A 25,236-nucleotide genomic window follows, 5' to 3' on the forward strand; every position below is an offset into this window, starting at 1 on the left:
TCTGGACAGGCGCACTCTCCTGATCACCGTGATATGCCTGTGCGGGGCATGGCACAAAAGTGCCAAGGGGGTGAGACTTGGAACTCAAATTTCTGTTGGTCGGGTTTGCCTGCGCGGTTGCCGGCATGCTCTCCCTCGTTACCTTCTTGAAGTGGTGGGAGGTGAGGGCGGCCAGCCGCTGGTCTCCGACGCCGGGAAAGATCATCTCGTCGCGGGTCGAGGCTCGCGAGGTGACCAGTTCGGGATCCGGTTCGGACAGCAGAGGGGCGACCGAGATGCGCAACTTCCCGGCGATCACCTTCGAATACAAGGTGAACGGCAAGAAGTTTCGCAGTTCGCACTACAGCGTGCAGGAGAACCTTGGAAACTTTGCGGTGGCGGAAACCCTTGCGAAATTTCCAAACGGGGCCGGCGTAACCGTCTTCTACAATCCGGCCGATCCAGCCAAGGCCGTGATCGAACGCACCATGCCCGACGGCTCCTTCAAATTCATGGTCCAGCTTTCGGCCGGACTGGTGGTCGGCGCGCTGGTATTGGTCTTCGCCGTCGGCGGCGTCCTCGAAGCGATTCGGCCGTTTTTGCCCAAGCCGCAGAACCTCGGCGCGGCTGCCCTGCTGCTTTTCATGGGATTGTTTGTCCTACGCATGGGCTTTGCTCAGAAGTCACTTGCGGAACAGGCGGCCAAATGGCCCATCACGGCAGGACGCATCGATGCCTCGGGCCTGCAGAAATTCGAGACCCGCGACAGGTCCGGAGGCGGCTATCGGCCCTGGCGAACAGTCTTCAAATCCCGCATCGTCTACAGCTATAGCGTTGCCGGCCAGCGCTACGCCGCCGATCGCATCGCTTTCGGGGCAAACGTGACGGCTTCGCTGCCGAGCCTCGTCAGCGGTCAATCGCAGCGCTACCTCGAGGGCGACAAGGTCGAGGTCCACTACGATCCCGCCAATCCGGCTGCAGCGGTTCTCGAATGCAGGGTGAGCGGGCTTTGGCTCCTGTGGGTCTGCGCCGCTGGCTTCCTCGGTGGAGCCGCGCTGCTGGTAGGCGTCATCTGAAACTGCTGTCCTATGCTGCATATCCAGCGGAAGAAGGCACCTGTCGTCAGCATCTGACAAGAATTCCGCTGTCGAAGCCAGGCCAGGTCAATCTTACCGTCGCCCCATTGCCAACGATATGGACGATACGGGAGAACGGCTCTTCGGCCGACGGGTCGGATCCGTAGCATTGGCTGGCCCGCGCCACCCAGCCCGTTGGCGTCTTGAGGAACGTTGCGTGTTCGCAGCCGAGAGCAGGGACCGACAGCGCGTCGCGGTACAATGTGTAGACAGTCTGGCGTTGAACATCCGCAACGGCGGTACAGTTCGATCTGTCCCCGGACCATGTGCCCACATACTGTTCCGCGGCGGAGGCGTGGCCGCACGAAAATGCTAGGACCGAAGTAAGCATCAAGAGATTTCGCATCATCGATTCTTTCTTTTCGACGTGGCCGGGGGCCATGCTAAAGCATCAAACTTCACAATGATGCTGCTCCAAGGGACTTAAATGATCATCCGCAAAGCAGCAGCTATTTTTCTGAGCATGCTGAGCCTGCTGCAAGCAGCGAACGCAACAGAATGTTCGCTCAGCCATGCGACCTATCGCGAGCCGCGTTCGGGAGCGACGATACAGTTCCGGCCAATCAACAACGAGCCGGCCGCGCTGACGACCGAGGTCTTTTCGCTGATCGTGCCCAACACCGACCTTCGTCTGCCGTCGGACATCACCTGGATCAATGGCAAGTACTCGTTTCCTGTGGGCACGATCCGGCACACCTGCACCGACGACGATCGTGAGGCGGGTCTCGAGGACGGCACCGGGCTGTGCAGAGTGTGGGACGGGCAGGTCTATGCGTTCAACGCAGGCGGTGCCGAGCAGTTGAGTTCCCGCGAAGCCTCGCCGGCACCGGCGGGGTTGCTGTTGCCTGACTTCGGCGCGATTTTTACCGAATGGCCCGATTTCGCCAATGCCAATCCCGATGGTTCAGCCTGGGACGCCTTTAGCTTGACGGGTTGTAGCGATGAATAGCAAGAGACTGCCGGCCTGCATCTTCGCCCTGCCGGTCCTTATGGCCATGGCAACCGGCGCTCATGCCGACCAAAGCAAGCCGTCGCGTCCGCCTGTCGACAAATGCAGCTGGGAACGGCTGGCGGACAAGGATGTCGGGCTGGCTGCCTGGGTGCAGCGCTGCGATTTCGGTTTTCGCCAGATTTATTTCGAGCTTGGCGGCAATGCTCTTGCCATCAAATACAGCGACGGCGGGCCGGTCGATCCCGTCGTCGAAGTCTTCGATATGCTGCCGGGCGAAGCCGCCGACGCTGCGTTGCAGCGCATTTTTACCGAGAAGGCCGGGAAAGCCATCAGCACACGTTGCGTGCTCATGCCTTACACCGACGCGGCGACGCCCGTAGGCATCATGCGATACATCTTTAGTCCCGACGCCGCCTATCGTGAGGAGTTGAACGCCGTCGCTAACCCTGACGAGGTCGGCGAACCGCCTTGCGGCGAATGGGGCGAAGCCCCGGACGGCATTCAGTATTTCGAGGTGCAATCACTCGACCTGCGAAAGCTTCTGTTCGTTCGTGTCGGCCAGGAAGAGCCGCTGTTTGACGAGCAGACACTGCAAGTCCTGCCACCCGGATAGCGCAGGGGAGATCTCAGCCGTAATGCCAACTGGGCTTTGGCTGGGTGCCGGTGAACATCACGCCGATTCGGTCCTCGCGGCGCCAGCGGACCACCGCCTTGTAGGCAACGCCGTCGGTCGGGACATAGAGCAGGAACTCATCGGGCACGCGCGCGTCGATCGAGACCTTCAATTCGGCGCCGCCGGCATGCATGTTGCGCAGCGTGCATGTGACCTCGGAATTGCTCATGCCGGTCAGGATCGTCGCGCCCTTGAAGACGCGCTGCCGGCGTTTGTCCCTCTGTTCGTCCTCGGCCATCGCACGCAATCCAGCCATTTTTCGCGTCTCGAGCGTTCTGATCGGGAGGATTATTAGACCTGCCTGATAAAAATAGCGTTATCAGCAGTCGGGACTGGGCGATGTTCGCAGTTCCAGGCTGGAAGAAAATGGCGCCGCGAAGCACGGCGCCGAATGATGCTTGTTGTCGGCCTGCTTACCTATAGGGCGAGTAGCATTGCTGGCGCGGCCCGTAATAGGGCTGGAAGGTATTGTCCCAGGCGCGGTACGACCGGTAGCGATTGTAACACCATTGGACATGCGCGCTGGACAGCCGCCCTGCGCGATAATAGCGGCGCGGTGGCGGCGCGTCGTAGTAGTTGTAGCTGTTGTACAGGCTGCCAAGGCCGAGCCCCAGGCCCAAGCCAAGAATCGCGGCGCCCGCACCATCATCATAGTAGCCGCCGCGGTAATGGCGGTAATGGCGGCGATGGTGGCGCCAGCGCCAGCTGTCGTCCCAGCCGCCATTGTCCCAGTGTCTCGAAAAATGACGGCCGCGGAAATTGTTGGACCGCCATCTCCAATCATTGTCGCCGTGCCATTGCCGAAAGCCGCGATTGCGCCAACGCCAGATCTGCCTGTCATTGCCGCCTGCCCAATCTTCACGAATTTGCACGATGTCGGCGGCATTGCCCGCCACCGGCAGCAGGAGTTTGGGCATCGGCCCTGCAAGCGAGGGGGCCGAGAGGCCGGCTATCAGACCGAGGGCCATCAGCCCGGATCCGACGGAAGATAAAAAGAGCGGTTTCATCGCACTCTCCGAAGGTTCAGGCCCCACGCCCAGAATACCCCGGGGGAAGGGCCCATTGATGGAACTTTCCATCTGAACGGAAGATGAACAAAAAGGTTCCGTCAACCATGGCGAGCGCGCGATCAATCAGAGCCGCTTGGTTTCTGCGCACTTGTTTTCGGGCGCGCTTGCGGGCAAAGGTCAAAGCCATGTCGCTGCGCCTTGCCACCTTTAACGTCGAAAACCTGATGAACAGGTTTGATTATTCCGGATACCGCAATCAGCTCAACGAGGACCGCACGCTGGCGCTTTTCGACATCCAGAGCGAGGCCGAATACAAGATGCTCGAGCAGGCGCGGGCGATCGCGCAGTCCGACGACACGCGGCAGTTGACGGCACTGGCGATCGCGGCCACCCGCGCTGACATTATCTGCATGCAGGAGGTCGACAATATCGAGGCGCTGAGGGCCTTCGAATACGGCTATCTGTTCAAGATGGTGGGGCAAGGCTACCGGCAGAAATACACCACCGCCGGCAATGATTCGCGCGGCATCGACGTCGCCGTGATGATGCGCAACGAGACCGCGCAGGGCCAGCCGATCGAATTCGTGCGCATGACCAGCTACGCCTATGTCACGTTCGAGCAATTCGGGCTGCACACGGCGGAATTGGCAGCACTTGGACATCAGGCCAATGAGCGCATCTTCCGGCGCGACTGCCTGGAAATCGATCTGACGGTGGCCGGCGCGCCGTTGACGCTCTATCTCGTGCATTTCAAGTCGATGGGCTCGCCCCGCAACGGCCTCGACGGCCGTGAAGCAACAATGCCGCTGCGCATCGCCGAGGCGCAAGCGGTGCGCCGGATCATCGAGGAGCGCTTCGGCAAGGACCATGCCGCCGACAAGCGCTGGGCAATCTGCGGCGACATGAACGACTACCGGCAGCGCGTGAAGATTACCGGCGATGCCGTCGACGGCTATCGCTTCGAGGTCATCGACGAGACCCGGTCCTGCATCGACGTGCTCACTGCCGGCGGTTTTTGCGAAAACGCGGTCGAGCGGCGGCCGGAAATGGACCGCTGGACTTTCTATCACACACGCGGACCGGAAGAGCGGCATCTCTGCCAGCTCGACTACATCCTTCTGTCGAGGGCGCTAGCCAGGCAGAACGCCACCGCCGTTCCCGATATCATCCGCAATGGCCAGCCCTGGCGGACCATATTTCCGGCGGGCCAGGAGGTCGAGCGCTTCCCACGCGCCGGGTGGGACCGGCCGAAGGCATCCGACCATTGCCCGGTAACAATTGCCCTCGACATGGCGTGAGAACGGCGTGAGTTTCGATCTGCCGCGCAACGTCATCCTGCCCGTCGATGCCATCGACGTCAGGCTCGATCCCGGGCCGCATCCGTTCGAACGCGATAATGCCGAGGCGATCGCCACGAACTGGCGGCGTGAGACCGCAGCCAGGCCGGCGCTTTTCGACGGCACCGTGGTGCTGCTTTCCGCACTCAGCTATCGCGACAATCGCCTCGTCGGCCGCTGCCATGCGGTGCGTTATTCGACCTTCATGCTTTGGCGCGGCAATCGACAGGTGGCCGGGGCCGAGCATGCCTATGCCCATGCCATGCTGGTCGCCGGCGACAATGCGCTGGTGGCGATCCGCATGGCGCCGCATACGGTCAATGCCGGGCGCGTCTACTTCGCCGCCGGTTCGTTCGAGCCAACCGATTTCCGCGACGGCCTTGTCGATGTCGACTTCAACATGATCCGCGAGGTGCGCGAAGAGACCGGCCTCGACCTGTCAGGCGCGACACGCGGCAGGCGCCATTTCGCCCTGTCGACGACAAGCGGCACGGTGATCTTTCGCCGCTACCGCGAGAGGGCCTCCGCCGACGACCTGGCACAGCGGATCAGCGCTTTCGTCGCGGCCGAATCAGAGCCTGAAATCGAAGGCCCCGTCATCATCCGCAATGCAGCCGACCTGCCGGACGGCTTGATGCCGCATATGAGACCGCTGATCGAATGGCACTTTGCGGGCAAGGATTCCGACTCTAACGTCGCCACCTGCCTTCAATAGCCTTGCGGTCGCTACGGCCAGCGACAAAATACAACAGCACGCCGAGACCCAGGAGCGCCCCCATCGCCGTTCCCATCGTCTGCCCAATTACCTGCTGGAAGTCAGCGGTGACGCGATCGGGATTGTCCATTCCATAACGGATCAAATTCCACCAAAGCCCTGCCAAGGCGGATTCGACGATCACAATCGCCAGAGCCAGTCGCCCTTTCTTGCTCATCCATTATTCCCCCTTAGTCCCCAACAGCATTGTTATCATTGAAGATTGTGCTGCGACAAGGGCAGGTTGCACATAAAATTGGCAGCGTCGCGAGGCGACATTTGCTGCAACGCTCTATTCATGCCTCAGCGCGTCGATCGGATTGAGCCGCGCGCCGCGCAGCGCCGGGAAGAAGCCGAACACCATGCCGATCAGCGCGGAGAAGCCGACTGCAAGCAGGATGACCGCCGGGCTTGGCGCAAACGGGATCGTCAGCGTCACCGAGGCGAGGCCGGCAAGGGCCAGGCCGATCAGGATGCCGATGATGCCGCCAAGCAGCGACAGCACGGTTGCCTCGACCAGGAACTGGATGAGGATATGCTTTTCATGGGCGCCGATAGCGAGCCTGATGCCGATCTCGCGCGTGCGTTCGGTTACCGACACCAGCATGATGTTCATAATGCCGATGCCGCCGACGAGCAGGCTGACGCCGGCGACGGCACCGAGCATGCCAGTCATGGTGGTGGTCGCGCTGGCCATGGCATCGGCGATTTGGGTCATGTCGCGGATCGAGAAATCATCGTCACGGTCGGGCGTGATGCGGCGCGTGTCGCGCAAGATGTCCTCGACGCGCGTCTGCAGCACCGTGGTTGGCGTACGGTCGTCGGCGGCGACATAGATCGAATCGATGTCGCGGTTGCCGGCAATGCGACGCTGATAGGCGGCGAGCGGCATCAGCAAGACATTGTCCTGGTCCTGGCCGAAACCGGTATAGCCCTTCGGTTCGAGCAAGCCGATGATCTTGCAGGAGGTGCGGTTGACGCGGATGATCTCGCCTTCGGGGTCGCCGGCGCCGAAGAACTGCTGGCGCACCGTCTCGCCGATGAGGTAGACGCCGGTGCCCGAGCGGGTTTCCGAATCGCTGAACGGGCGGCCCGAAACCAGTTTCCAGTCGCGGGCATCGAGATAGGCGCTGTCGGTGCCGGTGACGCCCGAGGTCAGGCTTTCGGTGCCGAAAATGACGCGTACCTGCTTTTGCGAGGCCGGCGAGATGGCGCGCGCGCCGTCCAGATGCGCGGCAAGCGCTGCGAGGTCCTTGTCGCCCAGCGGTCGGACCACCTGATCGAGCCCTCCCGGGCCACCCGGCCCGGCAGGGCGGCCGGAACGGATGACGAGCAGGTTGCTGCCGAGCTTGGAAATATCGGACTTGACCTTCTCGGTGGTGCCCGAGCCGATGGTCAGCATGGCGATGACGGCGGCGACACCGATGACGATGCCGAGCAACGTCAGGAACGAGCGCAGCACGTTGCGGCGGATGGAGCGGAGCGAGAGGCGGACGGTTTCCCAGATCATGGCTAGGCCATCTCGAGGCTGGCTGTGTCCGAGGCGACATGGCCATCGAGGAAACGGATCGTGCGCTGCGCATAGCCGGCAACATCGGCTTCGTGCGTGACCATGGCGATGGTCAGGCCGAGCTCGCTGTTCAACTGCGTCAGGAGTTCCATGATCTCGTGCGTGCGGGCGGTGTCGAGATTGCCGGTCGGTTCGTCGGCGACGAGAAGCGTCGGCTTGGTGACGATGGCGCGGGCGATCGCCACGCGCTGCTGCTGGCCGCCGGACAGCTCGGCCGGCGTATGATGCTCGCGGCCGACAAGGCCGACCTCGGCAAGTGCCTGCATGGCAAGGCCGCGGCGCTCGCGGGCACCGACGCCGCGATAGATCAGCGGCAGTTCGACATTCTCGGCCGCCGTGGTGCGCGGCAAGAGATTATAGCCCTGGAAGACGAAGCCGACATAGAGGTTGCGCAGCTGAGCGCGGCGGTTGCGGTCGAGACGGCCGGCGTCGATGCCTTCGAAGCTGTAGGTCCCGGCCGTCGGCGTGTCGAGGCAGCCAATGACGTTCATGGCCGTCGATTTGCCCGAGCCGGACGGGCCCATGATGGCGACGAATTCGCCGCGCCTGATGGCGAGGTCGACGCCGGCCAGCGCGTGCACCTGGGCCTCGCCCTGGCCATAGCTTTTCCAGACCTTGTCGAAGCCTATGAGGGTGGTCGCGCCCGATGCCACGATCAGCTTCGCTGCTGCGAGGCGGTAATGACTTGTACGCCTTCCTCCAGGCCGGAGACGATCTCGGTCAGTTCGCCATCTGTCGAGCCGACCCTGACGTTGACCGGGTGCGGCCGGCCATTCTCCAGCAAGTAGAGCGTGCGCGAGCCGTCGGTGGGCTTCGTCGCCGCCTGGCGCTGGCGGTTGCCTCCGGGGCGTCCCATGCGACCGGTGAACAGGTCGGTGAGGCTCCAGCCGCGCTCCGCCGTCTGCGCCGGCCGGTAGCGGAAGGCGATCGATGGCACGGTTAGCACGTTTTTGGCCTGCTTGGTGATGACCGAGACGGTGGCAGTCATGCCGGGCCGTAACAGAAGCTCGCTATTGTCGACATCCAGCCTTGCATTGTAGGTGACGACGCCGTCGGTGGTGACCGAGGCATAGGAGATGTCGCGGATTTCGGCGTCGAATGGCCGTTCCGGGAAGGCATCGACGGTGAAGCGCGCATGCTGGCCGGGTTTGACGGCGCCGATGTCGGCCTCGTCGACCGCAGCTTTCAGCTCCATGTTCTTCAGATCGGCGGCGATGACGAACAGCACCGGCGCCTGCAGCGACGAGGCGACCGTCTGGCCGGGATCGACCGAGCGCGTCAGTATGATGCCGTCGATCGGAGCGTAGATGGCGCTCTTGGCAAGATCCGTCTGCTGCGCCTTGAGATCGGCATTGGCCATGGCGAGGTTGGCTTTGGCGATATCGAGCGCCGCCTTCGAGCGGTCGCGCGTGGCGGTTGCCGCTTCAAGCGACTGGTCCGTCGCCATGCCGCGCTTGGTCAGTTGCGCCGCGCGCGCCAGCGCCTTTTCGCTTTCGGCCAGGGTCACGGTGGCGTCCTCGACACTCGCCGCCGCTGCTTTGGCGGAGGCCTGGGCGCGCTCGATCTGCACCTCCAGCTTGGCGGTGTCGAGCGCGGCCAGCACATCGCCCTTCTTCACCAGTTGGTTCTCGTTGACCGAGACCGAGCGGACGACGCCGGAGAGTTCGCTGGAAATATCGACCTGGGTGAGGGGCTGCAGCGTGCCGGTAGCCGAAACCGCGACGGTAAGGTCGGCCATGGCGGCCAGTGTCGTGGTATACTCGATCTTGGCGGGCGAGCCCGCATACCACTGGTAGCCGACGACACTCGCGGCGACGGCAAGCAGTGCGAACACTGCGTAAAGCCAACCGCGACGGCGTTTTGTCTTCAGGCCCTGGTGGTCGGGCCCGAGCGCCGTCTCGATGGCGGAAGCGGATTCCGTCTTTGGCAGATTGACAATCTGGTCCACGCCGGACCCCTATGTTCAGTGATATCCCATCAGTGCACAAATCAGGCCTTATGGTTCAAAATTCAAATTAAATTTCGCTCATGTTGGGAATGAGGCAGAGGACTTACTGAGATGCAGCCGCGGAATTACTTGTTTTACGACGTATTCACCACCAACCGGCTGGCCGGCAATCCGCTGGCCGTGGTGCTCGACTGTGACGGGCTGGACGTTGCGGCGATGCAGGCGGTGGCGCGCGAGTTCAACCTGTCCGAAACCGTCTTCGTGCTGCCGCCGGACAACCCGAAGCACCGGGCCCGCATCCGTATCTTCACGCCCGACTACGAAATGCCGTTCGCCGGCCACCCAACCGTCGGCTCGGCGATAGCGCTCGCCGAAATGGCGGGAGAGGCCGCCGGCATCTTCGTGCTCGAGGAGAATATCGGCCCGGTGCGCTGCGCTGTCAGCAAGCACGATGGTTCGACCTTTGCCGAGTTCGACCTGGCGAAACTGCCGGCGCAGCTGGAATTGTCGGCCGATCCCGAGGCGATCGGCGCGGCCCTTGGCCTTGGGCCGCACGAGATCGGCTTCGAGAACCACCGCGTTTCATTCTGGTCGGCTGGAGTGCCTTACGTGACCATCCCCGTCGCCAATCTGGAGGCGGCTGCCCGGATCAGGCTGGACAACCAGGCGTGGTCGGAACTGGCACCGCGTAAAAGCGAATGGGCCTTCGCCAGCCCCTATGTCTATTGCCGCGAGACGGTGCACCACGACAGTGCCTTCCATGTCCGCATGATGGTGCCCGGCAATCCGTCCTACGAAGACCCGGCGACCGGCTCGGCGGCCGCCGCGTTCGCTGGCGCGATCATGCATTTCGACGGCCCGACCGACGGCGTTTCACAACTGTGGATCGAGCAGGGGCTGGAGATGGGCCGGCCTTCGCGCATTCGCCTCGAACTGAATGTCGAAGGTGGCAAACTGACGGCCGCCCGCATCGGCGGCCATGCGGTCAAGGTGGCGGAAGGCAGGCTTTTCATCTGACCATGTGCGGCACTTGGGCAATTTGTCGGGAAATGAATCGGCAGGGCTGGACATGGCGGATGTCGGCGGCTATATGCCCGCCAACGCCGGTTTTGCCGGCCGAGTGGGTGCGTAGCTCAGTTGGTAGAGCAGCTGACTCTTAATCAGCGGGTCCACAGTTCAATCCTGTGCGCACCCACCAAAAATCTTCAGGATTTGGTGGAAAGACCCTAGAACGTGTGACGGCGTTTTTGCACGTTGCACCTATCAGCCGGTTGCAGTCGGCGAGCCTGATTTCTATTGGATGGTGGGCCGTAGATAGGTGAGGGTTGCCCGCGTTATGGCCAGCACGCTTTCGACTTCTGTGAAGCTTGTTTTGCTTTTGCTGGCAATCCATTCGAGTTCAGGAACCCTTGGCAACCGAAGCGCGTCACATATTCCCGAACCCGACAGAATTGGGTGGTGGAAGGACGTCGGCTCGTCGTTTGCATAGTAGGGGAAGCGAAAATATAACCAGATTGGCCCGCCATACCCCAGCTTGATGGTCATTCCCACTGTAACCCTGTGGCCAAAAACGTCTTCGATGGCTCCATGAAAACTGAGGTCCCGAGCAACATAGTCGTATGATGAGTCCTGCAGCCCCATGGAATTCCACAGCGTCCAGCTGTGTGCTTTCAACTCCTTGTAGTTGGGAAATTTTGTCATCTCGGGAGTTAGGCGTGTAGGCGGGTCGCGGTAGCCTGTCTCCGTTCTCCATTCCTCCGCCGCGCTGCGAAGATCTTCAAAAGTCTGAACGATTTTCGGATTTGTCTTCTCGCCAGTGCAGATTGAAATCCGCCATCGAGAAATCATCTCGCACAGCTCTTCGACCGTATGGCCTGATCGCTCTGCCCAATCCTCCGTGGCCACTATCCACGGCGAATTGTATTTCAGCCCGGCAAAAGCTCCGCTCTTGCTGTCGAAATCTCCGATAATCCGAGCAAGAATATCGCGAAGCCCCTGTTTGGGGTCTCCGAAAATTTGTGAAGGTTGGTTCATCGACGCAGCCCGAACTTTGCGAGCGCTTACTTCTCCGAAACCCCCGCCTCCGCAAAGCTTGCCATGCGGGCATGGCATTCCAATGCCGAGCGGACGATGTTGACGGCGAGGCAGGCGCCGGAGCCTTCGCCGAGCCGCATGCCGAGGTCGAGCAGGGGCGGCAGCCCGAGCGCCTCCAACAGGCGGCGGTGGCCGGATTCGGCTGAGACGTGAGCGGCCATGGTGTGAGCTAGGCCGGCTGGGTGCAGCCCGGCCAAGGGTGCCGCGGCGGCGGTGCAGACGAAGCCGTCAAGCAGCACCGGCACGCCGAGATGGCGCGCCGCCAGTGTTGCGCCCAAGATCGCCGCAAGCTCGCGCCCGCCGAGGGCTGCCGCCACCTTCAGCGGATCGGCAAGCGCCGGGGCGTGGCGCTTCAGGCCGGCCTCGATGGCGACGATCTTGCGCACGAGGCCGGCGTCGTCGACGCCGGTGCCGCGCCCAGTCCATCGCTCCGCGCTACCGCCGAACAGCGCGGTCGAGATGGCTGCCGCCGGCGTGGTGTTGCCGATACCCATTTCGCCGAAACAGACTAGGTCGAGATCCCTGCTGATCGCGTCGTAGCCTGCCGAGACGGCGGCGAGAAAGGCCTCGTCGTCCATCGCCGGCCCTTGCGTGAAGTCGCCGGTTGGACGGTCGAGGTCGAGCGGGATGACGTCGAGTTCGGCGCCGGCGATGCGGGCAAGCTGGTTGATGGCGGCGCCGCCGCCAGCGAAATTCGCCACCATCTGCACGGTGACCTCCGAAGGGAAGGCCGACACACCTTGCGCGGTGACGCCGTGGTTGCCGGCAAAGACGAAGACCTTGACTCGGTCGAGCTTTGGCATGTCGCGGCCCTGCCAGCGCGCCAGCCAGGCGGCTATTGTCTCCAGCCGGCCGAGGCTGCCTTGCGGCTTGGTCAGCGTGTCCTGGCGGCGGGCGACGGCATGGGCGGCGGCGTCGCTGCCATTGGGCAGGTCGAGGCAGGCGGCGCGCAGTTCATTGAGTGATTTGAAAGGCATGGGGGCGAAATCTCCGAAACAGAGTCAGGAAAGGGAAACGGAAGCGACGAGCAGGATTGCGATCTCGCCGAGCTGCTGGAGGGCACCGACGGTGTCGCCGGTTTGACCGCCGATCTGGTTGATACACAGCGCGCGGAAGGCGGCAAACATGAGCGCAAGCAGGATGAGGGCGAAAACGGCGGCGCCGAACCCAAGCGCCAGCAGCGCGACCGCACCGAGCGCGGTACCGATACCGGCAGTTTCGGCCGTGACTGTGCCTGCATCAACCGAGAGGCCGTCGCTGCGAGCGGGCGGCAGCAGGTGCATGAAGGCGCCGAGCAGGCCGCGCGAAGCCGCTTGCGCGGCAATGAGGGCCCAAAGGACATGAGCCGGGCCGGCGAAACCAGAGAGCACGCTCCAGCGGATCAGCAGCGAGATGCCGAGCGCGCAGGCGCCGTAGGCACCGATGCGGCTGTCGCGCATGATCTCCAGTTTCCTGTCGCGCGTCTTGCCGCCGCCAAAGCCGTCGGCGACATCCGAAAGCCCGTCTTCATGCAGGCAGCCAGTGGCAAGCAAGATCGCGGCAAGGGTCAACGCTGCAGCAGGACCCTCGGCAAGGCCGAGCCTCGTCCCGACGGCGTAGACCAGCGCACCGGCCAGAGCGACGGCGAGACCGGCAACGGGTGCAGCCCAGATCGCAGCGGCAAGGCTGCGGCCACCGAAGTCGGCTCTCGGCAGCGGTAGCCGGGTGAAGAAGACGAGGCAAAGCGCGATGTCTTCGAGAATTTGCTGTTGCGAGGGGATCTGGAGTTTGAGCATGATCTATTCCGAAAACCGGCTACCACTTTTCGGGATCATGCTCTCGCCCCTCGCAATGGCATGGAAGAAGGTGCCGCTGACATTTTCGCGCCGGTAGCCAGAGGCGCCGAGCGGGTTTCCTTGTCCGTCGGCGAGATCGGCCAGCGGCTCGTCATTGCCGGTCGCAACCATCTGCGCGTAGTGGAATTCATGGCCGCGGATCAGCGTGCCTTGGCTGCCGAGCGGACACGCGGAACGCAGGCGCGCCTCGCGGTAGCCGAGATTCATCTTGCGCTTGGCGAAGCTGGTCGAATGACCGAGCAGGCCGAGCATCCGATGCGTCTCGCCCGACGCGTCCTCGAGCGCCTCGCCGAGCACCATGAAGCCGCCGCACTCGCCATGCACCGGCCGCGTGGCGGCCAACCGCGCCATGCCGGCCCTGAAATTCGCCGCGGCCGCGAGGCGGCCGGCGTGCAGCTCGGGATAGCCGCCGGGCAGCCAGCAGACATCGCAATTGTCGCCAGGCGCCTCATCGGCGAGCGGCGAGAACGGAACGATCTCGGCGCCGGCCTTGCGCCAATGCGTGGCGACATGCGGATAGAGGAAGGTGAAGGCGGCGTCCTCGGCGAGCGCGATGCGCTGGCCAGGCGGCGGCAGCGCGTCGCCGAAATTGCCCGGCGCGGGCGTGAATGGCGCCGCCAGCGCCATGATGGCGTCAAGGTCGAGCGAGCGCTCGACCATGTCGGCCAGCCGGTCGAGATGCGCCATCAGATTCTCATATTCGCCGGCCTGGACGAGGCCGAGATGGCGCTCGGGCAGGTTGAGTGAGGGATCGCGCAGGATGGCGCCGACGACAGCCAGGCCGAGTGCCTCGATGGCATCGCCGCATAGCCGGCGGTGGCGCTCGCTGCCCAGCCGGTTGAGCACGACGCCGGCCATGCGTACATCCGGGTCATAGGTGGCAAATCCCTTGGCGACGGCCGCTGCCGTGGTCGACTGGCCGGAGACATCGAGCACCAGCAGCACCGGCAGGCCGTAGAGCCGGGCAAGGTCGGCAGCCGAGCCGGACCGTCCTGGAGCAGCCGGAATCCCGTCGAACAGGCCCATGGCGCTTTCGAGGAAGATAAAATCGGCATCTTCGGTCGCTTCGCCGGCCAGTGCGTTGAGCAGGGCGGGCGGCATTGCCCAGCTGTCGAGATTGACGCCGGACAGGCCCGTGGCGGCGGTGTGGAAGCCGGGATCGATATAATCCGGGCCGGATTTGGCGCCGCGCACTTTCAGGCCGCGCCGGGCGAGCGCGCGCAAGATGCCGATGGTGACGCTGGTCTTGCCCGAGCCCGAGCGCGGCGCGCCGATGATGATGGCGCGGGTCATGGCTCGCCCGCCAGTGCCGCGCGCATGCCGACGATGCCGCCGACGACGATCAGCGCCGGCGAGGTCAAGCCGGCTGCCGCCGCTTCCTCGGCAATTGTGACGAGCGTGGCGACGACGATACGCTCCTGCGGCGTCGTCGCGGCAACGATAACCGCGGCGGGCGTCGAAGATGGCAGGCCGCCCTCGAGCAGCGAGGCGGCGATCAGCGGCAGGTTGGCCATGCCCATATAGATGACCACCGGTTGGCCGGTACGGGCGATGGCCGCCCAGTCGAGATCGTCATCGGTGCCAGCGGCATGGCCGGTCGCCAGGATCAGCGCCTTATTGATGCCGCGCATGGTGCCGGGAATGCCGGTCGCGGCCAGCGCGCTGAGGCCGGACGTCAGGCCAGGCAGGATGCGGAACGGGATAGTTTCCCCGGCCAGCGCCAGCGCCTCTTCGCCGCCACGCCCGAAAATATAGGGGTCGCCGCCCTTCAGTCGGACGACGCGCCGGCCCTCGCGCGCCAGCCGGACCAGCAGAGCGGTGATGTCGTCCTGCTTCATCGACGGCTTCCCACCGCGTTTGCCGGCATAGAACAGTTCCGCGCCCTCGGCGACGGCGACGACTTCCGGCGAGACCAGCGCATCATAAACCAGCGCGTCGCACTGTCCGAGGGCGGCCAGCACTTCCAGCGTCAGGCAGCCGGGATCGCCAGGGCCGGCGCCAGCCAGCCAGACATGCCCGGGCTCAAGCTGGCGCGGCTTGAAGTTGAGCCGGGTGAGCGCCTGCTCGACCGTAGTGTTTCTGGTGCTGCCGCTCACAATCCGTTCCGTCCGCGAAAGCGCCGCTGGTAGTGCGCGTCGTACAGTGAACTTTCGCCAAAGCCCTCCGCTGCCAGCGAGCGGCCGACGAAGATGATTGCCGTGCGTTCCATCGGATCGGCGGCCAGTTGCGCTTCAATTGTCGCCAGCGTGCCGGTCAGCACGCGTTCGTCCGGCCAGGAAGCACGGAAGACGACCGCGACCGGGCAGTCGGCGCCGTAATGCGGCGTCAGCTCGGCGACGACGCGGCCGATGGCGTGGATGGCAAGGTGGATGGCGAGCGTGGCGCCGGTGCGGCCGAAGCCGGCCAGGGTTTCGCCGGGAGGCATTTTCGAGGCGCGGCCGGAGATGCGTGTCAGCACCAGGCTTTGCGCGACTTCTGGAATGGTCAGCTCGCGGCGCAGCGCTGCCGCCGCGGCGGCAAAAGACGGCACGCCCGGCGTCAGCGTGTAAGGGATGCCGTGCTTTTCCAACCGGCGGATCTGTTCGGCAACGGCGCTCCAGACCGAAAGATCGCCGGAATGCAGGCGGGCGACGTCATGGCCGGCCGCGTGGGCTGCCAGATATTCGGCCTCGATCTCGTCGAGCGACATCGGCGCGGTGTCGATCAACCGCGTTCCAGGCGCGCAGTGCTGCAACAGCTCCGGCGCAACAATCGATCCGGCATAGAGGCAGACGGTACAACTGCCGAGCAGGCGGCTGCCGCGCAAGGTGATCAGGTCGGCTGCACCCGGGCCGGCGCCGATGAAGTGAACGGTCATGCCGCATCTCCGCTGATGGCGATGGCGCAGGTGACAGCACCGAGCACCGTGCGCGGCCCGAGCAGTTTTGCGCCTTTGCCGGCGGCGGCAAGCGCCGAGGCTTCGGAAACCGACGGCGTGCCGGCATGCTCCTGCGATAGGTCGGAACGGCTGGTCGTAGATGCGGCTTTGAGTTCGTCCTGCTCGACAACGATTACCGGAAGGCGGAGTTCGCGTCCGGCGGCGAAGATTGCCGCTTCATCCTGCTTGAGAGACGCGGTTGCGAGGGCTGAAAGCGCGGGCAGGGCAAGCCCGTGCGCCTCCAGTGCGGTTTCTACCGCAGCAAGCACGTCGCGTGCGCTGACGCCTTTGCGGCTGCCGATGCCCGCAACCATCATGGCTTCACCCAGCTCCATTGGGTAACCGGCATAGCTGGCCGCCAGGCCTGCATCGAACCGACCCGCGAAGCACGGGATATAGCGATGCGGGTGAGTTCGCCGCCGAGCTTGGTGTGCTGGGCGAGAAGCCGCGCCTCCATCTCCAGCGTTACTGCGTTGGCAACGAGGCGGCCGCCGGCAGGCAAGGCATCGAGGGCTCCTTCCAGCACGCCGGCATCGCTGCCGCCGCCGCCGATGAAGATCGCGGCCGGCGTTTCCAGCCCGGCAAGAGCTCGCGGTGCCGAACCTTCGACGACGGCGAGACCGGGAACGCCGCAGGCCACGGCGTTGCGTCGGATGCGGGCGGCGCGGGCCGGATCGGCCTCAACGGCGATGGCGCGCATGGAAGGATGGGCCAGCATCCATTCGATGCCAATGGAGCCCGAGCCGGCGCCGATGTCCCACAACAGTTCGCCGCGCCTTGGCGCGAGAGCGGACAGGGTGACGGCGCGCACTTCGCGCTTGGTGATCTGGCCGTCATGCTCGAACAAATGATCGGCAAGTCCCGCTGTCAGCGGCAGGATGCGTGCTTGCGGAGTCGAATCAACTTCGATCGCGAGCACGTTGAGCGGATTGATCTTTGCGAGGTCGAAGGTGCCGGCGCTCGCCGAGCGCAGCCTTTCGTTCGGGCCGCCGAGCGCCTCCAGGACCGTCAGCCGCGAGGCGCCGAAGCCGAGCTCTGTCAGCAGACCGGCAATCGCTCCCGGTGCGTCGCTGTCCGAGGTCAGCGCGAGAATGCGGGTGCAAGGATGTAGCAACGGCCGGATCAGGTCGAGCGAGCGGCCATGCAGCGAAATGGTCTCGACGTCCTGCAGTCCCCACCCCAGGCGTGAGGCGGCCAGTGAGAAGGCCGAGGGCGCGGGGATCACTCGCATATCCTCCGCCGCGACCTTGCGGGCGAGGGTGACGCCGACACCGTGGTAGAAGGGATCGCCAGAGGCCAGCACGCAGACGCGTCTGCCGGAGAGCGCCAGCACGTCGCGCAGCTCGGCATCGAAAGGCGTCGGCCAGGCGCGCGCTTCACCTTTGGCGAGTGACGCGACGAGGGCAAGGTGACGCTTGCCGCCGAAGACGAATTCGGCCTCCGCGATCAACCGCTTGGCCTCGTCGCCGAGACCCGCTACACCGTCCTCGCCGATGCCGATGATCGTGAGCCACTTTGAGGTAAGCTTGGCACCGAGCGGACCTTCAGCAGGCATGATGACCCACCGCATTCTGATCCTCGGCGGAACCACCGAAGCCCGGCAACTGGCCGGAAAGCTGGCCGCGCGCGCGGATATTTCGGTCATGCTGTCGCTGGCCGGCCGCACCGAAAGCCCGGTCGCGCAAGGGGTGCCGGTGCGGGTCGGCGGCTTCGGCGGTGCCGGCGGGCTGGCGGCGTACCTCCGCCAGAACAAGATCGACCTGCTGATCGACGCCACGCATCCCTATGCGGCGCGAATCTCCGCCAATGCGGCGGAAGCAGCGCGCATGACCGCCGTGCCTATCGTTGCGCTCAGGCGTCCGGGCTGGGACCCAGCCGAAGGTGACCTCTGGATGTTGGTCGATAGTGTTGCCAGCGCGGTGACGGCTCTGGGATCGGTGCCGCGCCGCGCGTTCCTGGCGCTCGGACGGCAGGAGGTCGCTGCCTTCGAGGCAGCTCCCCAGCATCATTATCTCATCCGCAGTGTCGACCCGGTCGAGCCCAGGCTCGCTCTGCCCGACGCGACCTATCTCTTGGCGCGCGGGCCGTTTCATGAGGTCGATGAGCGCGCGCTGCTTCAAGAGCACCGCATCGATGTCGTCGTTTCCAAAAACAGCGGCGGCGAGGCGACCTACGGCAAGATCGCGGCGGCGCGAGCGCTGGGAATCGAGGTTGTGATGATCCGCAGGCCGGCGCTGCCGGACGTCGCGTCGACCGAAACGATCGAATCTCTTGCCGCTATGGTCGATCATTTTCATGTTCTTGGGCCCGCTGCCGAACGCGGCGTGTAGACCAGCGCCGCCTTGTCACCCCGCTTGATGATCCTGGTTTCCGGCGAGCCGATAATGATGCAGGTCGCCATGTCGGCTTTCGCGGCATCGGCGTCGGCCAGTAGAAAAACCTCGATGCGCTCGTCGGGACGGCCGGCGGCGCGGCCAAAGATCACCGGCGTGGTGCCGGGCAGGATCGCCGACAGGCATTCGAAGGCGCGGCCAAGCTGCCAGGGGCGTGCCTTGCTGATCGGATTGTAGAGCGCGATGACGAAGCCGGCGCCGGCTGCCGCCAAAAGGCGCAGCTCGATCAGGTCCCACGGCTTCAGATTGTCGGACAGCGAGATGGCGCAGAAATCATGGCCGAGCGGCGCACCGATGCGGGCTGCAACGGCGAGCATGGCGGTGATACCGGGCACGATGGCGATGTCGACCGCGCGCCATTCGACCGGCCCCGCCTCGATCGCCTCGCAGACGGCCGCCGCCATGGCGAAGACGCCGGGATCGCCGCCCGATACGACGGCGACATCGTGGCCTTCCGCGGCCTTCAGCAGTGCGTCCCTGGAGCGGGCGAGTTCCTCGCGATTGTCGGAGGCGATGCGGGTCTGGTCCGCGCGCAGGTCGAGCCGGTCAAGATAAGGCTTGTAGCCGTAGAAGAATTTCGCCTCGGCGACGGCGCGGCTGGCTTCCGGCGTCACCTGGTCGGCGTTGCCTGGCCCCAGGCCGATGACGGTCAGGCGGCCGCTCATGCTTCGGCTCTCAATGCATTTGGCCGCCCCGACCAGCCGGCCACCAGCACGATGGCGAAATAGGGCGCCTGGTCGTCCTTTTTGTCCGCAAGCCGCATCGAGACACCGCCTGGCATGGTGCCGCGCTCGACATAGATTGCCCGCGCCAGCTTGTCGGTTGCCTCCAGCGCGCGCCTGATCTTGGGCAGGTTGCGGCCGACTTTCATGATCACCGCGGCATCGGTGTCGGCAAGGCGGCGCGTCAGCTCGAATTCGCTCATGGTGCCCGGCAGCACCGTCAGCACATCGTCGCCCTGGACGATAGGCAGGCCGGTCGCCGACCAGCAGCCGGACATGGCGGTGACGCCGGGAATGACTTCGGTCGGAAAGCGGTGCGCCAGCCGGACATGAAGATGCATGTAGGAGCCGTAGAAAAGCGGATCGCCTTCCGAAAGCACCGCGACCATCCTGCCGGTGCTGAGGTGCTCGGCGACCGTTTCGGCCGACTGCTCGTAGAAATCCGTTATCTGCGACCGGTAATCGCTGTGGTCCTTGTCGATCTCGGTCGTCACCGGGTAGAGCAGCGGCAGTTCGATCAGATCAGGGCGAAAATGCGCGCCGACAATGGCGCGCGCATTGCTGTTGTTGCCGCGCTTGGCGAAATGCGCAACGACATCGGCCTCGGCCAGCGCGCGCACCGCCTTCAGGGTCAAAAGTTCCGGGTCGCCGGGACCGGTGCCGACGCCGACCAGCCGACCTTTTGCGATCGCATTCATAGGCCTGGCCTCGCCAACGCATTGAGGGCGGCGGCGGTCATGGCGCTGCCGCCCAGCCGGCCGCGCACGATGGCGTAATGCACGCCATAGGAATTTTCGGCCAGCGCATCCTTCGATTCAGCAGCACCGACAAACCCGACCGGCATGCCGATGATCGCCGCCGGCTTCGGCGCGCCGGCGCGCAGCTTTTCCAGCAGATAGAAAAGGGCTGTCGGCGCATTGCCGATGGCGACGACCGAACCGGCCACGCGCTCGCCCCACAGGTCGATCGCTGCGGCCGAGCGGGTGTTGCCGATCTTTTTCGCGATGTCGGCGGTCCGCGGATCGCGCAGCGTACAGATCACCTCGTTGCCGGCCGGCAGCCGGGCGCGCGTGACGCCGTGCGAGACCATCTGCGCGTCGCAGAAGATCGGCGCGCCGGCGCCCAGCGCCGTGCGCGCAGCGGCGACGAAATCGCTCGAGAAAACGAAGTGCTGCGCAGCCTCGACCTGACCGCAGGCATGGATCATGCGGATAGCGACATCGGCCTCGGCTTCGGAAAAGCGCGACAGGTCGGCCTCGGCGCGGATAATGGCGAAGGAGCGCTCGTAGATCGCCGTGCCGTCACGGACGTAGTCGTAGGCGTTCTGGGCGGGCATGCTCATTCCTGTCGGTAGATTTCGGTGATGCCGGCCGCGCCGAGCCTTACCAGGCAAGCAGCAGCAGTTTCGCCGGGATGTCGTGCGCTGCGGATCGCCGCTGCAATGCGGCCGATGCCGTGCCCGGCTTCGTAGCCCGGCCTGTATCCGGCGGGCAATGCCTTTGCCGTCCCGTCCACGACAAGTCCGGCTCCGTTTTCGCCACCGACCAGGGTCAACACCGCCGGACCAGGATGGGCGCAACCCTTGGCGCAGCCGGAGATGTGCAGCGTCAGCGAGGAATCGAGGATGTCGCGGTTTTCAGCGGCGATGGTCTCGGCGATTTCGCGCGTGGCTATGCGCCCGGAGGCACAGGCGGGTGCGCCGGGGCAGGCGGCGATTTTCGTGCGCGGATCAGCTGCGTCGGTGACAAAGCCGACGGTTGCGGCGGTTTTCTGGAGTGAAAGACATGCGGCTGGGGAGAGGCCAAGCAAAAGCAGCGCGCGACCTGGCGCCAGGCGGATTTCGGTGGCGCCGAGGGTGAGGGCGTATTGGGTGAGATCGATAAGTTCTTGCGCTGGTATGCTGCCGAACGGCAGGCCGATGCCGAGGGCGATTGCGGCTGCGGCCAAGTCGAAAACTCCGATAGGCTGGCGTTCCTTCGCGCCCCCCTCTGTCCTGCCGGACATCTCCCCCTCTAGGGGGGAGATTGCGCTCTCGTTGCTGGTTTCGCCAATCCCCAAAGTTGCAGAGGGAGAGCCGGCCGTGGAATTGCCAATCTCCCCCCTAGAGGGGGAGATGTCCGGCAGGACAGAGGGGGGCGCGACGGAACGCCAACTTGCCAGAGATCTCAGCTGTCTCTCCGTCAAATCCCGCGCATGCGCATCGCGGCCCTTTTCAGCAACCATCCTGAGAATAGCGACGGCAATATCACAAGCCGCATCCTCCTCGGCCATAACGAGCGGCATCGCAGTCTGACCGTCGCCGGCGACAGCCACCTGCCACTGCGTTCGCGCCCCGGTCCGCATCGCGACCAGCCTGACATCGGCCGTAACTGCATCCATTGTCAGCTGCCCGCCGCCGTCGACGATCACGGAGACCTTCGGGCCAAGGCGTTGTGTAACACCCGCGTCCTCAATTGCCGCCCGAATCCGCTCGGCAAGCGGGCGCGGGTCGGCGATTTCCTCCGGGTCGAGCCCGGCCAGCGGGCCGGTCTCGACCGGCACGCCGGTGCGCACCGCGATGCCCAGCGCATCGACCTCCATCGCCAGCAGCCGCGCGCTTGCCGGCGTCAGGCCTCGGATCTGCAGGCTGCCGCGGGCGGTCACTTCCATGATGCCGTTGCCATGGCGCAAGGCGGATTCGCAGAGTCCGATCAAGGATTTCGGCAACAGTCCTCCAGCGACCGGATTGAGCCGCACCAGCAGCCCGTCGCCGGTCTGCATCGGCGCGGACAAGGCAGGGCAGGCGCCGCGTCGGGAGAAAGCGTTCATGCCGCCACCCCCAGCGCTTGGGCTTCGGCAATTAGCGCGGCGAGATCGTCATCGATCGAATTGCGCAGCGGATGCCACAGACCGCGCCGCCGAGCCGAGAGAAACCGCTCGGCAATCACCTTCGCCGCCGTCGGGTTCTCGCGCAGGATAAAGGCGCGAACAACGGGGTCGCCGAGATAGGCGTCGTGCACGGCCTCGATCAGCGTGCCTGATATGGCATGGGTGGTCTCGGCGAAGCCGACAAGCCGATCAACCGTCTCGGCGAATTCCGAAGCGCCGCGCGGCCCGTGCCGCATCTGGCCGGCGATGAAGCGCGGGTTAACCGCGCGCGCCCGCACGACCCGGGATACGGCCTCACCAACCGAGCGCGGCTTCGGCTTTTGCGGGTCCGTAGTGTCGAGCACGATCACGTCAGCGTTTTTGCCGAGCGCGGCAAGTGCTGCCGAAAAGCCGCCGATGAAGGCGACGTCGGCCGAGCCTTCGAGGATGTCGCGGCCGGGGTCGTCGCCGGTATGAACCAGAAGGTCGGCCTCAGCGATGCGGCCCTCAAAAGCGCCGGGCGCCGAAACGCCTTCGCCCTCGGAGCCGCCATAGGCGTGCGAGCTGGCGGCGAGATAGGTGCGGCCGATCTCTTCGCGCGCGGCCCAGTCACCGCTCGACAACAAGTCCTCGACGCCGGCGCCGTAGGTCCCGGGTGAGGTGCCGAAAATGCGCGGACTGATCTTGCCGTCTGCACGGGTTCTCGCCGCGAGCGGGTTTTCGGAAGCGTCCTCGTCCCGGGCGGCGACGGTGTTGCCCGCGGCATCGATCAGCGCGATCTGGGTCGGGAACATGTCGCGGAACAGGCCTGATATGCGCCAGGTGACATCGACGCGCGGACGGCCGAGCGTTGCCGGCGGCAGCACTTCTATGCCGGTGATGCGGCCGGTGGCGGAATCCCATTGCGGCCGGCAGCCCATCAGCGCCAGGCCTTGCGCGATCTCCTCGCCGCCGGTGCGCAGCGAGGCCGAGCCCCAGAGGTCGATGACCAGCGAGCGCGGCCAGTCGCCATGCGATTGCATGTAGCTGCGCAAGACCTCGTCGGCGGCCGCCCTGCCGAGATCGAAGGATGTCGGCGTCGGCATGGTGCGCGGGTCGGCGGTAAACAGATTGCGGCCGGTCGGCAGCACATCGCGCCGGCCACGCGCCGGTGCACCGGCCGGACCGGCAGCGACATGGCGGCCGTCGAGGGCGGCAAGCAGTGCTGCTTTCTCGGCTGTCGCGCTTTGCTCGCGCAGCGGATCAGCCTCGCCTTCCGGCGACCGGCCGTAAATGTGCAGGCCGTCCTTGATGGCGAAATCCTTGAGATCGCAGAGCCAGGCGTCGATGCGGCGCAGCGCTTCGTCGGGAGCGTCGGTTTGGGCAACCCCGGCTTCCGAGGCGAGGCCAGTTTTTTGCGCGGTTTCGACGATCAGTCTCGCCAGGCGGTCGCGGCGGCGGCGGTCGAGCCCGTCGGCCTGGGCATATTCGTCGACCAGTCGTTCAAGCCTATGCTGGTTTTCGTCCAGCCCGGCGCCGGTCAGCGGCGGCGGAAGATGGCCAAGCGTGACGGCGGCAATGCGCCGCTTGGCCTGCGCTGCCTCGCCGGGGTTGGAGACGATGAACGGATAAATGACGGGCAGGGCGCCGGTGACGATTTCGGGAAAGCAGTTTTCGCTGAGCGCCACGGTCTTGCCGGGCAGCCATTCCAGCGTGCCGTGGGCGCCGACATGGACGAGGGCATGGATGCCGAGCGACTTGCGCAGCCAGAGGCCGAAGGCGATCAGCGCATGACGCGGCGGCAGTGTCGAGTCGTGGTAGTCGGCGCGGCGGTTCGTGGAGCGCCCGCGATCGGGCGCGAGTGCCACGGTGACGTTGCCGAAGCTGGCGGCGCGGAAGGCGAATTGCCTGTTGTTTACCGGATTTGAAGGTTGGCGTTCTGTCGCGCCCCCCTTTGTCCTGCCGGACATCTCCCCCACTTGGGGGGAGATTGCGCCCTCATATCTGCTTTCGCCAATCTCCAACGCTGTAGGAAGAGAGCCGGCAATGGAGCCGCCAATCTCCCCCCTCGTGGGGGAGATGTCCGGCAGGACAGAGGGGGGCGCCTCGCATAAACCTGTTTCGTCTTCCGCCTTTCCCCAAGCCGCCGTCACGGCAGCTATCGCTTCAACAGGCAATTCCGTTGAAAGGTCGAGATAGTCCTCAAACCCCAACCCTTCACCTCCACGCCCCAGCATCTCCAGCAACTCGCGCGGCGTTTGCGGAATCCTTTCAACGGCGTAGCCCTGTTCGCTCAGGTCATGCAGCATTGCCAGCACGCTGGACGGCACGTCGAGGCCGACGGCGTAGCCGGTGCGACCGGGGGCGCTCGGATAGTCGGGGATCAGGATGGCGAGCTTGCGCTCCGCACGCGGCGTTCGCTGCAGGCGCACGAAGGCCTCGATACGGTTCGCCACTTGCGCGATGCGGTCCGGCTCCGGGCGGTTGGCGAAAGCACGAAAGGCCAATGCGGGATCGGTTTCGCTTTCGCCCTTGAATGAAATGGCGCCGGCGAGAATGCGGCCGTCGAGCTCGGGCAGGACGACATGCATGGCAAGGTCGGCAGGCGCCAGGCCGCGCTGGTTACCTTGCCAGATATCGCGGCGGGTGGTCGCGACGATGACCTGGAACACCGGTACGCCGGCGCGGTCGAACAGGGTTTCAACGCCGGGCTCGGCCCCGGAGGCGAAAGCTGTGGCGGTGACGATGGCGGCAGGCTTCAGGGTTGCGAGCGCGGTTTCGACAAAGGCGAGGGACGTTGGGTCCTTCAGGCTGGAAACGAAGATGGGGACGGGGGTGATGCCGCGTTGGCGCAGGGCTTCGAAAAGCGCGTCGATCGGCGCGACATCGGCGGCGAGCAGCATTGAGCGGTAGAAGAGAATTGGCACGACGTCCCCCTCCCCCTCGAGGGGAGGGTGGCCCGCAGGGCCGGGTGGGGTCGTCGCGGCAGTGCTCGACGTTTTCTGTTGGTGCGCTTCAAAGTGTTGGCGCGCTTCGGAGAGGACCCCCCCCCCCCCCCGCGGCGGGGCCCCCCCCCCCGAGGGGGGGGGG

26 protein-coding genes and 1 tRNA gene are annotated in these 25,236 nt (G+C 64.9%); 8 read left to right on the forward strand and 19 right to left on the reverse strand.

The window, feature by feature from the left end:
- Positions 1–77: 77 nt before the first annotated feature.
- The 3 genes from AC0L2Y_RS15390 to AC0L2Y_RS15400 all read left to right on the forward strand — a co-directional run bounded on the left by AC0L2Y_RS15390 (position 78) and on the right by AC0L2Y_RS15400 (position 2,680).
- Positions 78–1,055, forward strand: a complete 978-nt coding sequence (locus AC0L2Y_RS15390; protein WP_473557422.1) for a DUF3592 domain-containing protein — start codon at positions 78–80, stop codon at positions 1,053–1,055.
- A gap of 487 nt (positions 1,056–1,542) precedes the next feature.
- On the forward strand, positions 1,543–2,064 hold the full coding sequence (locus AC0L2Y_RS15395) for a hypothetical protein (RefSeq protein WP_473557424.1): 522 nt from the start codon (positions 1,543–1,545) through the stop codon (positions 2,062–2,064).
- Complete coding sequence (locus AC0L2Y_RS15400; protein WP_473557427.1) at positions 2,057–2,680, forward strand: hypothetical protein; 624 nt, start codon at positions 2,057–2,059, stop codon at positions 2,678–2,680. The genes AC0L2Y_RS15395 and AC0L2Y_RS15400 overlap by 8 nt, the downstream gene beginning before the upstream one ends.
- Positions 2,681–2,693: 13 nt before the next feature.
- Here the strand turns inward: AC0L2Y_RS15400 and AC0L2Y_RS15405 are convergent, their stop codons facing one another.
- A complete protein-coding gene (locus AC0L2Y_RS15405) occupies positions 2,694–2,978 on the reverse strand; it encodes a PilZ domain-containing protein (protein WP_352450131.1) in 285 nt (94 codons plus the stop codon).
- A 175-nt stretch (positions 2,979–3,153) separates the two neighbouring features.
- Positions 3,154–3,747 carry a BA14K family protein gene (locus tag AC0L2Y_RS15410; RefSeq protein WP_352490274.1) on the reverse strand — a complete coding sequence of 198 codons (594 nt, stop codon included), beginning with the start codon at positions 3,745–3,747 and terminating at the stop codon, positions 3,154–3,156.
- A gap of 188 nt (positions 3,748–3,935) precedes the next feature.
- Here AC0L2Y_RS15410 and AC0L2Y_RS15415 point away from each other — a divergent pair, with 188 nt between their 5' ends.
- On the forward strand, positions 3,936–5,048 hold the full coding sequence (locus tag AC0L2Y_RS15415; protein ID WP_473557429.1) for an endonuclease/exonuclease/phosphatase family protein: 1,113 nt from the start codon (positions 3,936–3,938) through the stop codon (positions 5,046–5,048).
- Between the two features lie 7 nt (positions 5,049–5,055).
- Complete coding sequence (locus tag AC0L2Y_RS15420; protein ID WP_473557431.1) at positions 5,056–5,802, forward strand: hypothetical protein; 747 nt, start codon at positions 5,056–5,058, stop codon at positions 5,800–5,802.
- Here the strand turns inward: AC0L2Y_RS15420 and AC0L2Y_RS15425 are convergent.
- The 4 genes from AC0L2Y_RS15425 to AC0L2Y_RS15440 all read right to left on the reverse strand — a co-directional run bounded on the left by AC0L2Y_RS15425 (position 5,777) and on the right by AC0L2Y_RS15440 (position 9,359).
- Positions 5,777–6,019 (reverse strand): hypothetical protein, encoded by a 243-nt coding sequence (locus AC0L2Y_RS15425; protein ID WP_352490270.1) that lies wholly within the window; start codon positions 6,017–6,019, stop codon positions 5,777–5,779. The two genes, AC0L2Y_RS15420 and AC0L2Y_RS15425, sit on opposite strands and share 26 nt — an antisense overlap.
- 114 nt (positions 6,020–6,133) lie before the next feature.
- A complete protein-coding gene (locus tag AC0L2Y_RS15430) occupies positions 6,134–7,351 on the reverse strand; it encodes an ABC transporter permease (protein ID WP_473557434.1) in 1,218 nt (405 codons plus the stop codon).
- Between the two features lie 2 nt (positions 7,352–7,353).
- Positions 7,354–8,064 (reverse strand): ABC transporter ATP-binding protein, encoded by a 711-nt coding sequence (locus tag AC0L2Y_RS15435; RefSeq protein WP_473557436.1) that lies wholly within the window; start codon positions 8,062–8,064, stop codon positions 7,354–7,356.
- A 2-nt stretch (positions 8,065–8,066) separates the two neighbouring features.
- The gene (locus AC0L2Y_RS15440) at positions 8,067–9,359 is read right to left on the reverse strand and encodes an efflux RND transporter periplasmic adaptor subunit (protein ID WP_473557439.1); all 1,293 of its coding nucleotides are present in this window, start codon (positions 9,357–9,359) and stop codon (positions 8,067–8,069) included.
- Positions 9,360–9,470: 111 nt separating this feature from the next.
- Here AC0L2Y_RS15440 and AC0L2Y_RS15445 point away from each other — a divergent pair, with 111 nt between their 5' ends.
- A complete protein-coding gene (locus AC0L2Y_RS15445; RefSeq protein ID WP_473557441.1) occupies positions 9,471–10,376 on the forward strand; it encodes a PhzF family phenazine biosynthesis protein in 906 nt (301 codons plus the stop codon).
- A 105-nt stretch (positions 10,377–10,481) separates the two neighbouring features.
- Positions 10,482–10,557: transfer RNA gene (locus AC0L2Y_RS15450), tRNA-Lys, on the forward strand.
- Positions 10,558–10,652: 95 nt separating this feature from the next.
- Here the strand turns inward: AC0L2Y_RS15450 and AC0L2Y_RS15455 are convergent.
- Genes AC0L2Y_RS15455 through cbiE form a run of 8 tightly spaced genes read right to left on the reverse strand, consistent with a single transcriptional unit; the run spans position 10,653 to position 17,760 of the window.
- Positions 10,653–11,393: a hypothetical protein gene (locus AC0L2Y_RS15455; protein ID WP_352564514.1), complete on the reverse strand. Its 741-nt coding sequence runs from the start codon at positions 11,391–11,393 to the stop codon at positions 10,653–10,655.
- Positions 11,394–11,419: 26 nt separating this feature from the next.
- Positions 11,420–12,430 (reverse strand): nicotinate-nucleotide--dimethylbenzimidazole phosphoribosyltransferase, encoded by a 1,011-nt coding sequence (gene cobT, locus AC0L2Y_RS15460; protein ID WP_473557444.1) that lies wholly within the window; start codon positions 12,428–12,430, stop codon positions 11,420–11,422.
- A gap of 24 nt (positions 12,431–12,454) precedes the next feature.
- Positions 12,455–13,228 carry an adenosylcobinamide-GDP ribazoletransferase gene (gene cobS / locus AC0L2Y_RS15465; protein WP_473557446.1) on the reverse strand — a complete coding sequence of 258 codons (774 nt, stop codon included), beginning with the start codon at positions 13,226–13,228 and terminating at the stop codon, positions 12,455–12,457.
- Positions 13,229–13,231: 3 nt separating this feature from the next.
- Positions 13,232–14,581 carry a cobyrinate a,c-diamide synthase gene (locus AC0L2Y_RS15470; protein WP_473557449.1) on the reverse strand — a complete coding sequence of 450 codons (1,350 nt, stop codon included), beginning with the start codon at positions 14,579–14,581 and terminating at the stop codon, positions 13,232–13,234.
- Entirely contained in the window at positions 14,578–15,384 is an 807-nt protein-coding gene (gene cobA / locus AC0L2Y_RS15475) for a uroporphyrinogen-III C-methyltransferase (protein ID WP_473557451.1), read from the reverse strand. The genes AC0L2Y_RS15470 and cobA overlap by 4 nt, the downstream gene beginning before the upstream one ends.
- Positions 15,381–16,145, reverse strand: coding sequence for a precorrin-4 C(11)-methyltransferase (cobM, locus tag AC0L2Y_RS15480; protein WP_473557452.1), 765 nt, complete (start codon positions 16,143–16,145; stop codon positions 15,381–15,383). The genes cobA and cobM overlap by 4 nt, the downstream gene beginning before the upstream one ends.
- The gene (locus AC0L2Y_RS15485; protein ID WP_023676642.1) at positions 16,142–16,522 is read right to left on the reverse strand and encodes a cobalamin biosynthesis protein; all 381 of its coding nucleotides are present in this window, start codon (positions 16,520–16,522) and stop codon (positions 16,142–16,144) included. Before AC0L2Y_RS15485 ends, cobM begins: the two co-directional genes overlap by 4 nt.
- A complete protein-coding gene (gene cbiE / locus AC0L2Y_RS15490) occupies positions 16,519–17,760 on the reverse strand; it encodes a precorrin-6y C5,15-methyltransferase (decarboxylating) subunit CbiE (protein WP_473557454.1) in 1,242 nt (413 codons plus the stop codon). Before cbiE ends, AC0L2Y_RS15485 begins: the two co-directional genes overlap by 4 nt.
- A 1-nt stretch (position 17,761) precedes the next feature.
- Between cbiE and AC0L2Y_RS15495 the strand changes: the two genes are divergently transcribed.
- A complete protein-coding gene (locus AC0L2Y_RS15495; RefSeq protein WP_473557456.1) occupies positions 17,762–18,535 on the forward strand; it encodes a cobalt-precorrin-6A reductase in 774 nt (257 codons plus the stop codon).
- Here AC0L2Y_RS15495 and AC0L2Y_RS15500 read toward each other — a convergent pair.
- The 5 genes from AC0L2Y_RS15500 to AC0L2Y_RS15520 are packed head-to-tail and all read right to left on the reverse strand — an operon-like array spanning position 18,499 to position 25,073.
- Positions 18,499–19,263 carry a precorrin-3B C(17)-methyltransferase gene (locus AC0L2Y_RS15500; protein WP_473557459.1) on the reverse strand — a complete coding sequence of 255 codons (765 nt, stop codon included), beginning with the start codon at positions 19,261–19,263 and terminating at the stop codon, positions 18,499–18,501. The two genes, AC0L2Y_RS15495 and AC0L2Y_RS15500, sit on opposite strands and share 37 nt — an antisense overlap.
- Positions 19,260–20,018, reverse strand: coding sequence for a precorrin-2 C(20)-methyltransferase (locus AC0L2Y_RS15505; RefSeq protein WP_473557461.1), 759 nt, complete (start codon positions 20,016–20,018; stop codon positions 19,260–19,262). The genes AC0L2Y_RS15500 and AC0L2Y_RS15505 overlap by 4 nt, the downstream gene beginning before the upstream one ends.
- On the reverse strand, positions 20,015–20,662 hold the full coding sequence (locus AC0L2Y_RS15510; protein ID WP_473557462.1) for a precorrin-8X methylmutase: 648 nt from the start codon (positions 20,660–20,662) through the stop codon (positions 20,015–20,017). Before AC0L2Y_RS15510 ends, AC0L2Y_RS15505 begins: the two co-directional genes overlap by 4 nt.
- Positions 20,659–22,128, reverse strand: a complete 1,470-nt coding sequence (cobG, locus tag AC0L2Y_RS15515) for a precorrin-3B synthase (protein ID WP_473557465.1) — start codon at positions 22,126–22,128, stop codon at positions 20,659–20,661. The genes AC0L2Y_RS15510 and cobG overlap by 4 nt, the downstream gene beginning before the upstream one ends.
- Positions 22,125–25,073: a cobaltochelatase subunit CobN gene (locus tag AC0L2Y_RS15520; RefSeq protein ID WP_473557467.1), complete on the reverse strand. Its 2,949-nt coding sequence runs from the start codon at positions 25,071–25,073 to the stop codon at positions 22,125–22,127. Before AC0L2Y_RS15520 ends, cobG begins: the two co-directional genes overlap by 4 nt.
- Positions 25,074–25,236: the final 163 nt, after the last annotated feature.

The organism is Mesorhizobium sp. WSM4830 (assembly GCF_055811495.1).

What these genes read in the sequence shown, in the direction of transcription:
- AC0L2Y_RS15395 (WP_473557424.1), top strand. Translation starts at nt 1,543, where the DNA reads ATGATCATCCGCAAAGCAGCAGCTATTTTTCTGAGCATGCTGAGCCTG.
- AC0L2Y_RS15400 (WP_473557427.1), top strand. Translation starts at nt 2,057, where the DNA reads ATGAATAGCAAGAGACTGCCGGCCTGCATCTTCGCCCTGCCGGTCCTT.
- AC0L2Y_RS15405 (WP_352450131.1), bottom strand. Translation starts at nt 2,978, where the DNA reads ATGGCCGAGGACGAACAGAGGGACAAACGCCGGCAGCGCGTCTTCAAG.
- AC0L2Y_RS15410 (WP_352490274.1), bottom strand. Translation starts at nt 3,747, where the DNA reads ATGAAACCGCTCTTTTTATCTTCCGTCGGATCCGGGCTGATGGCCCTC.
- AC0L2Y_RS15415 (WP_473557429.1), top strand. Translation starts at nt 3,936, where the DNA reads ATGTCGCTGCGCCTTGCCACCTTTAACGTCGAAAACCTGATGAACAGG.
- AC0L2Y_RS15425 (WP_352490270.1), bottom strand. Translation starts at nt 6,019, where the DNA reads ATGAGCAAGAAAGGGCGACTGGCTCTGGCGATTGTGATCGTCGAATCC.
- AC0L2Y_RS15430 (WP_473557434.1), bottom strand. Translation starts at nt 7,351, where the DNA reads ATGATCTGGGAAACCGTCCGCCTCTCGCTCCGCTCCATCCGCCGCAAC.
- AC0L2Y_RS15445 (WP_473557441.1), top strand. Translation starts at nt 9,471, where the DNA reads ATGCAGCCGCGGAATTACTTGTTTTACGACGTATTCACCACCAACCGG.
- AC0L2Y_RS15455 (WP_352564514.1), bottom strand. Translation starts at nt 11,393, where the DNA reads ATGAACCAACCTTCACAAATTTTCGGAGACCCCAAACAGGGGCTTCGC.
- cobT (WP_473557444.1), bottom strand. Translation starts at nt 12,430, where the DNA reads ATGCCTTTCAAATCACTCAATGAACTGCGCGCCGCCTGCCTCGACCTG.
- cobS (WP_473557446.1), bottom strand. Translation starts at nt 13,228, where the DNA reads ATGCTCAAACTCCAGATCCCCTCGCAACAGCAAATTCTCGAAGACATC.
- AC0L2Y_RS15470 (WP_473557449.1), bottom strand. Translation starts at nt 14,581, where the DNA reads ATGACCCGCGCCATCATCATCGGCGCGCCGCGCTCGGGCTCGGGCAAG.
- cobM (WP_473557452.1), bottom strand. Translation starts at nt 16,145, where the DNA reads ATGACCGTTCACTTCATCGGCGCCGGCCCGGGTGCAGCCGACCTGATC.
- AC0L2Y_RS15485 (WP_023676642.1), bottom strand. Translation starts at nt 16,522, where the DNA reads ATGATGGTTGCGGGCATCGGCAGCCGCAAAGGCGTCAGCGCACGCGAC.
- cbiE (WP_473557454.1), bottom strand. Translation starts at nt 17,760, where the DNA reads ATGCCTGCTGAAGGTCCGCTCGGTGCCAAGCTTACCTCAAAGTGGCTC.
- AC0L2Y_RS15495 (WP_473557456.1), top strand. Translation starts at nt 17,762, where the DNA reads ATGACCCACCGCATTCTGATCCTCGGCGGAACCACCGAAGCCCGGCAA.
- AC0L2Y_RS15500 (WP_473557459.1), bottom strand. Translation starts at nt 19,263, where the DNA reads ATGAGCGGCCGCCTGACCGTCATCGGCCTGGGGCCAGGCAACGCCGAC.
- AC0L2Y_RS15505 (WP_473557461.1), bottom strand. Translation starts at nt 20,018, where the DNA reads ATGAATGCGATCGCAAAAGGTCGGCTGGTCGGCGTCGGCACCGGTCCC.
- AC0L2Y_RS15510 (WP_473557462.1), bottom strand. Translation starts at nt 20,662, where the DNA reads ATGAGCATGCCCGCCCAGAACGCCTACGACTACGTCCGTGACGGCACG.
- cobG (WP_473557465.1), bottom strand. Translation starts at nt 22,128, where the DNA reads ATGAACGCTTTCTCCCGACGCGGCGCCTGCCCTGCCTTGTCCGCGCCG.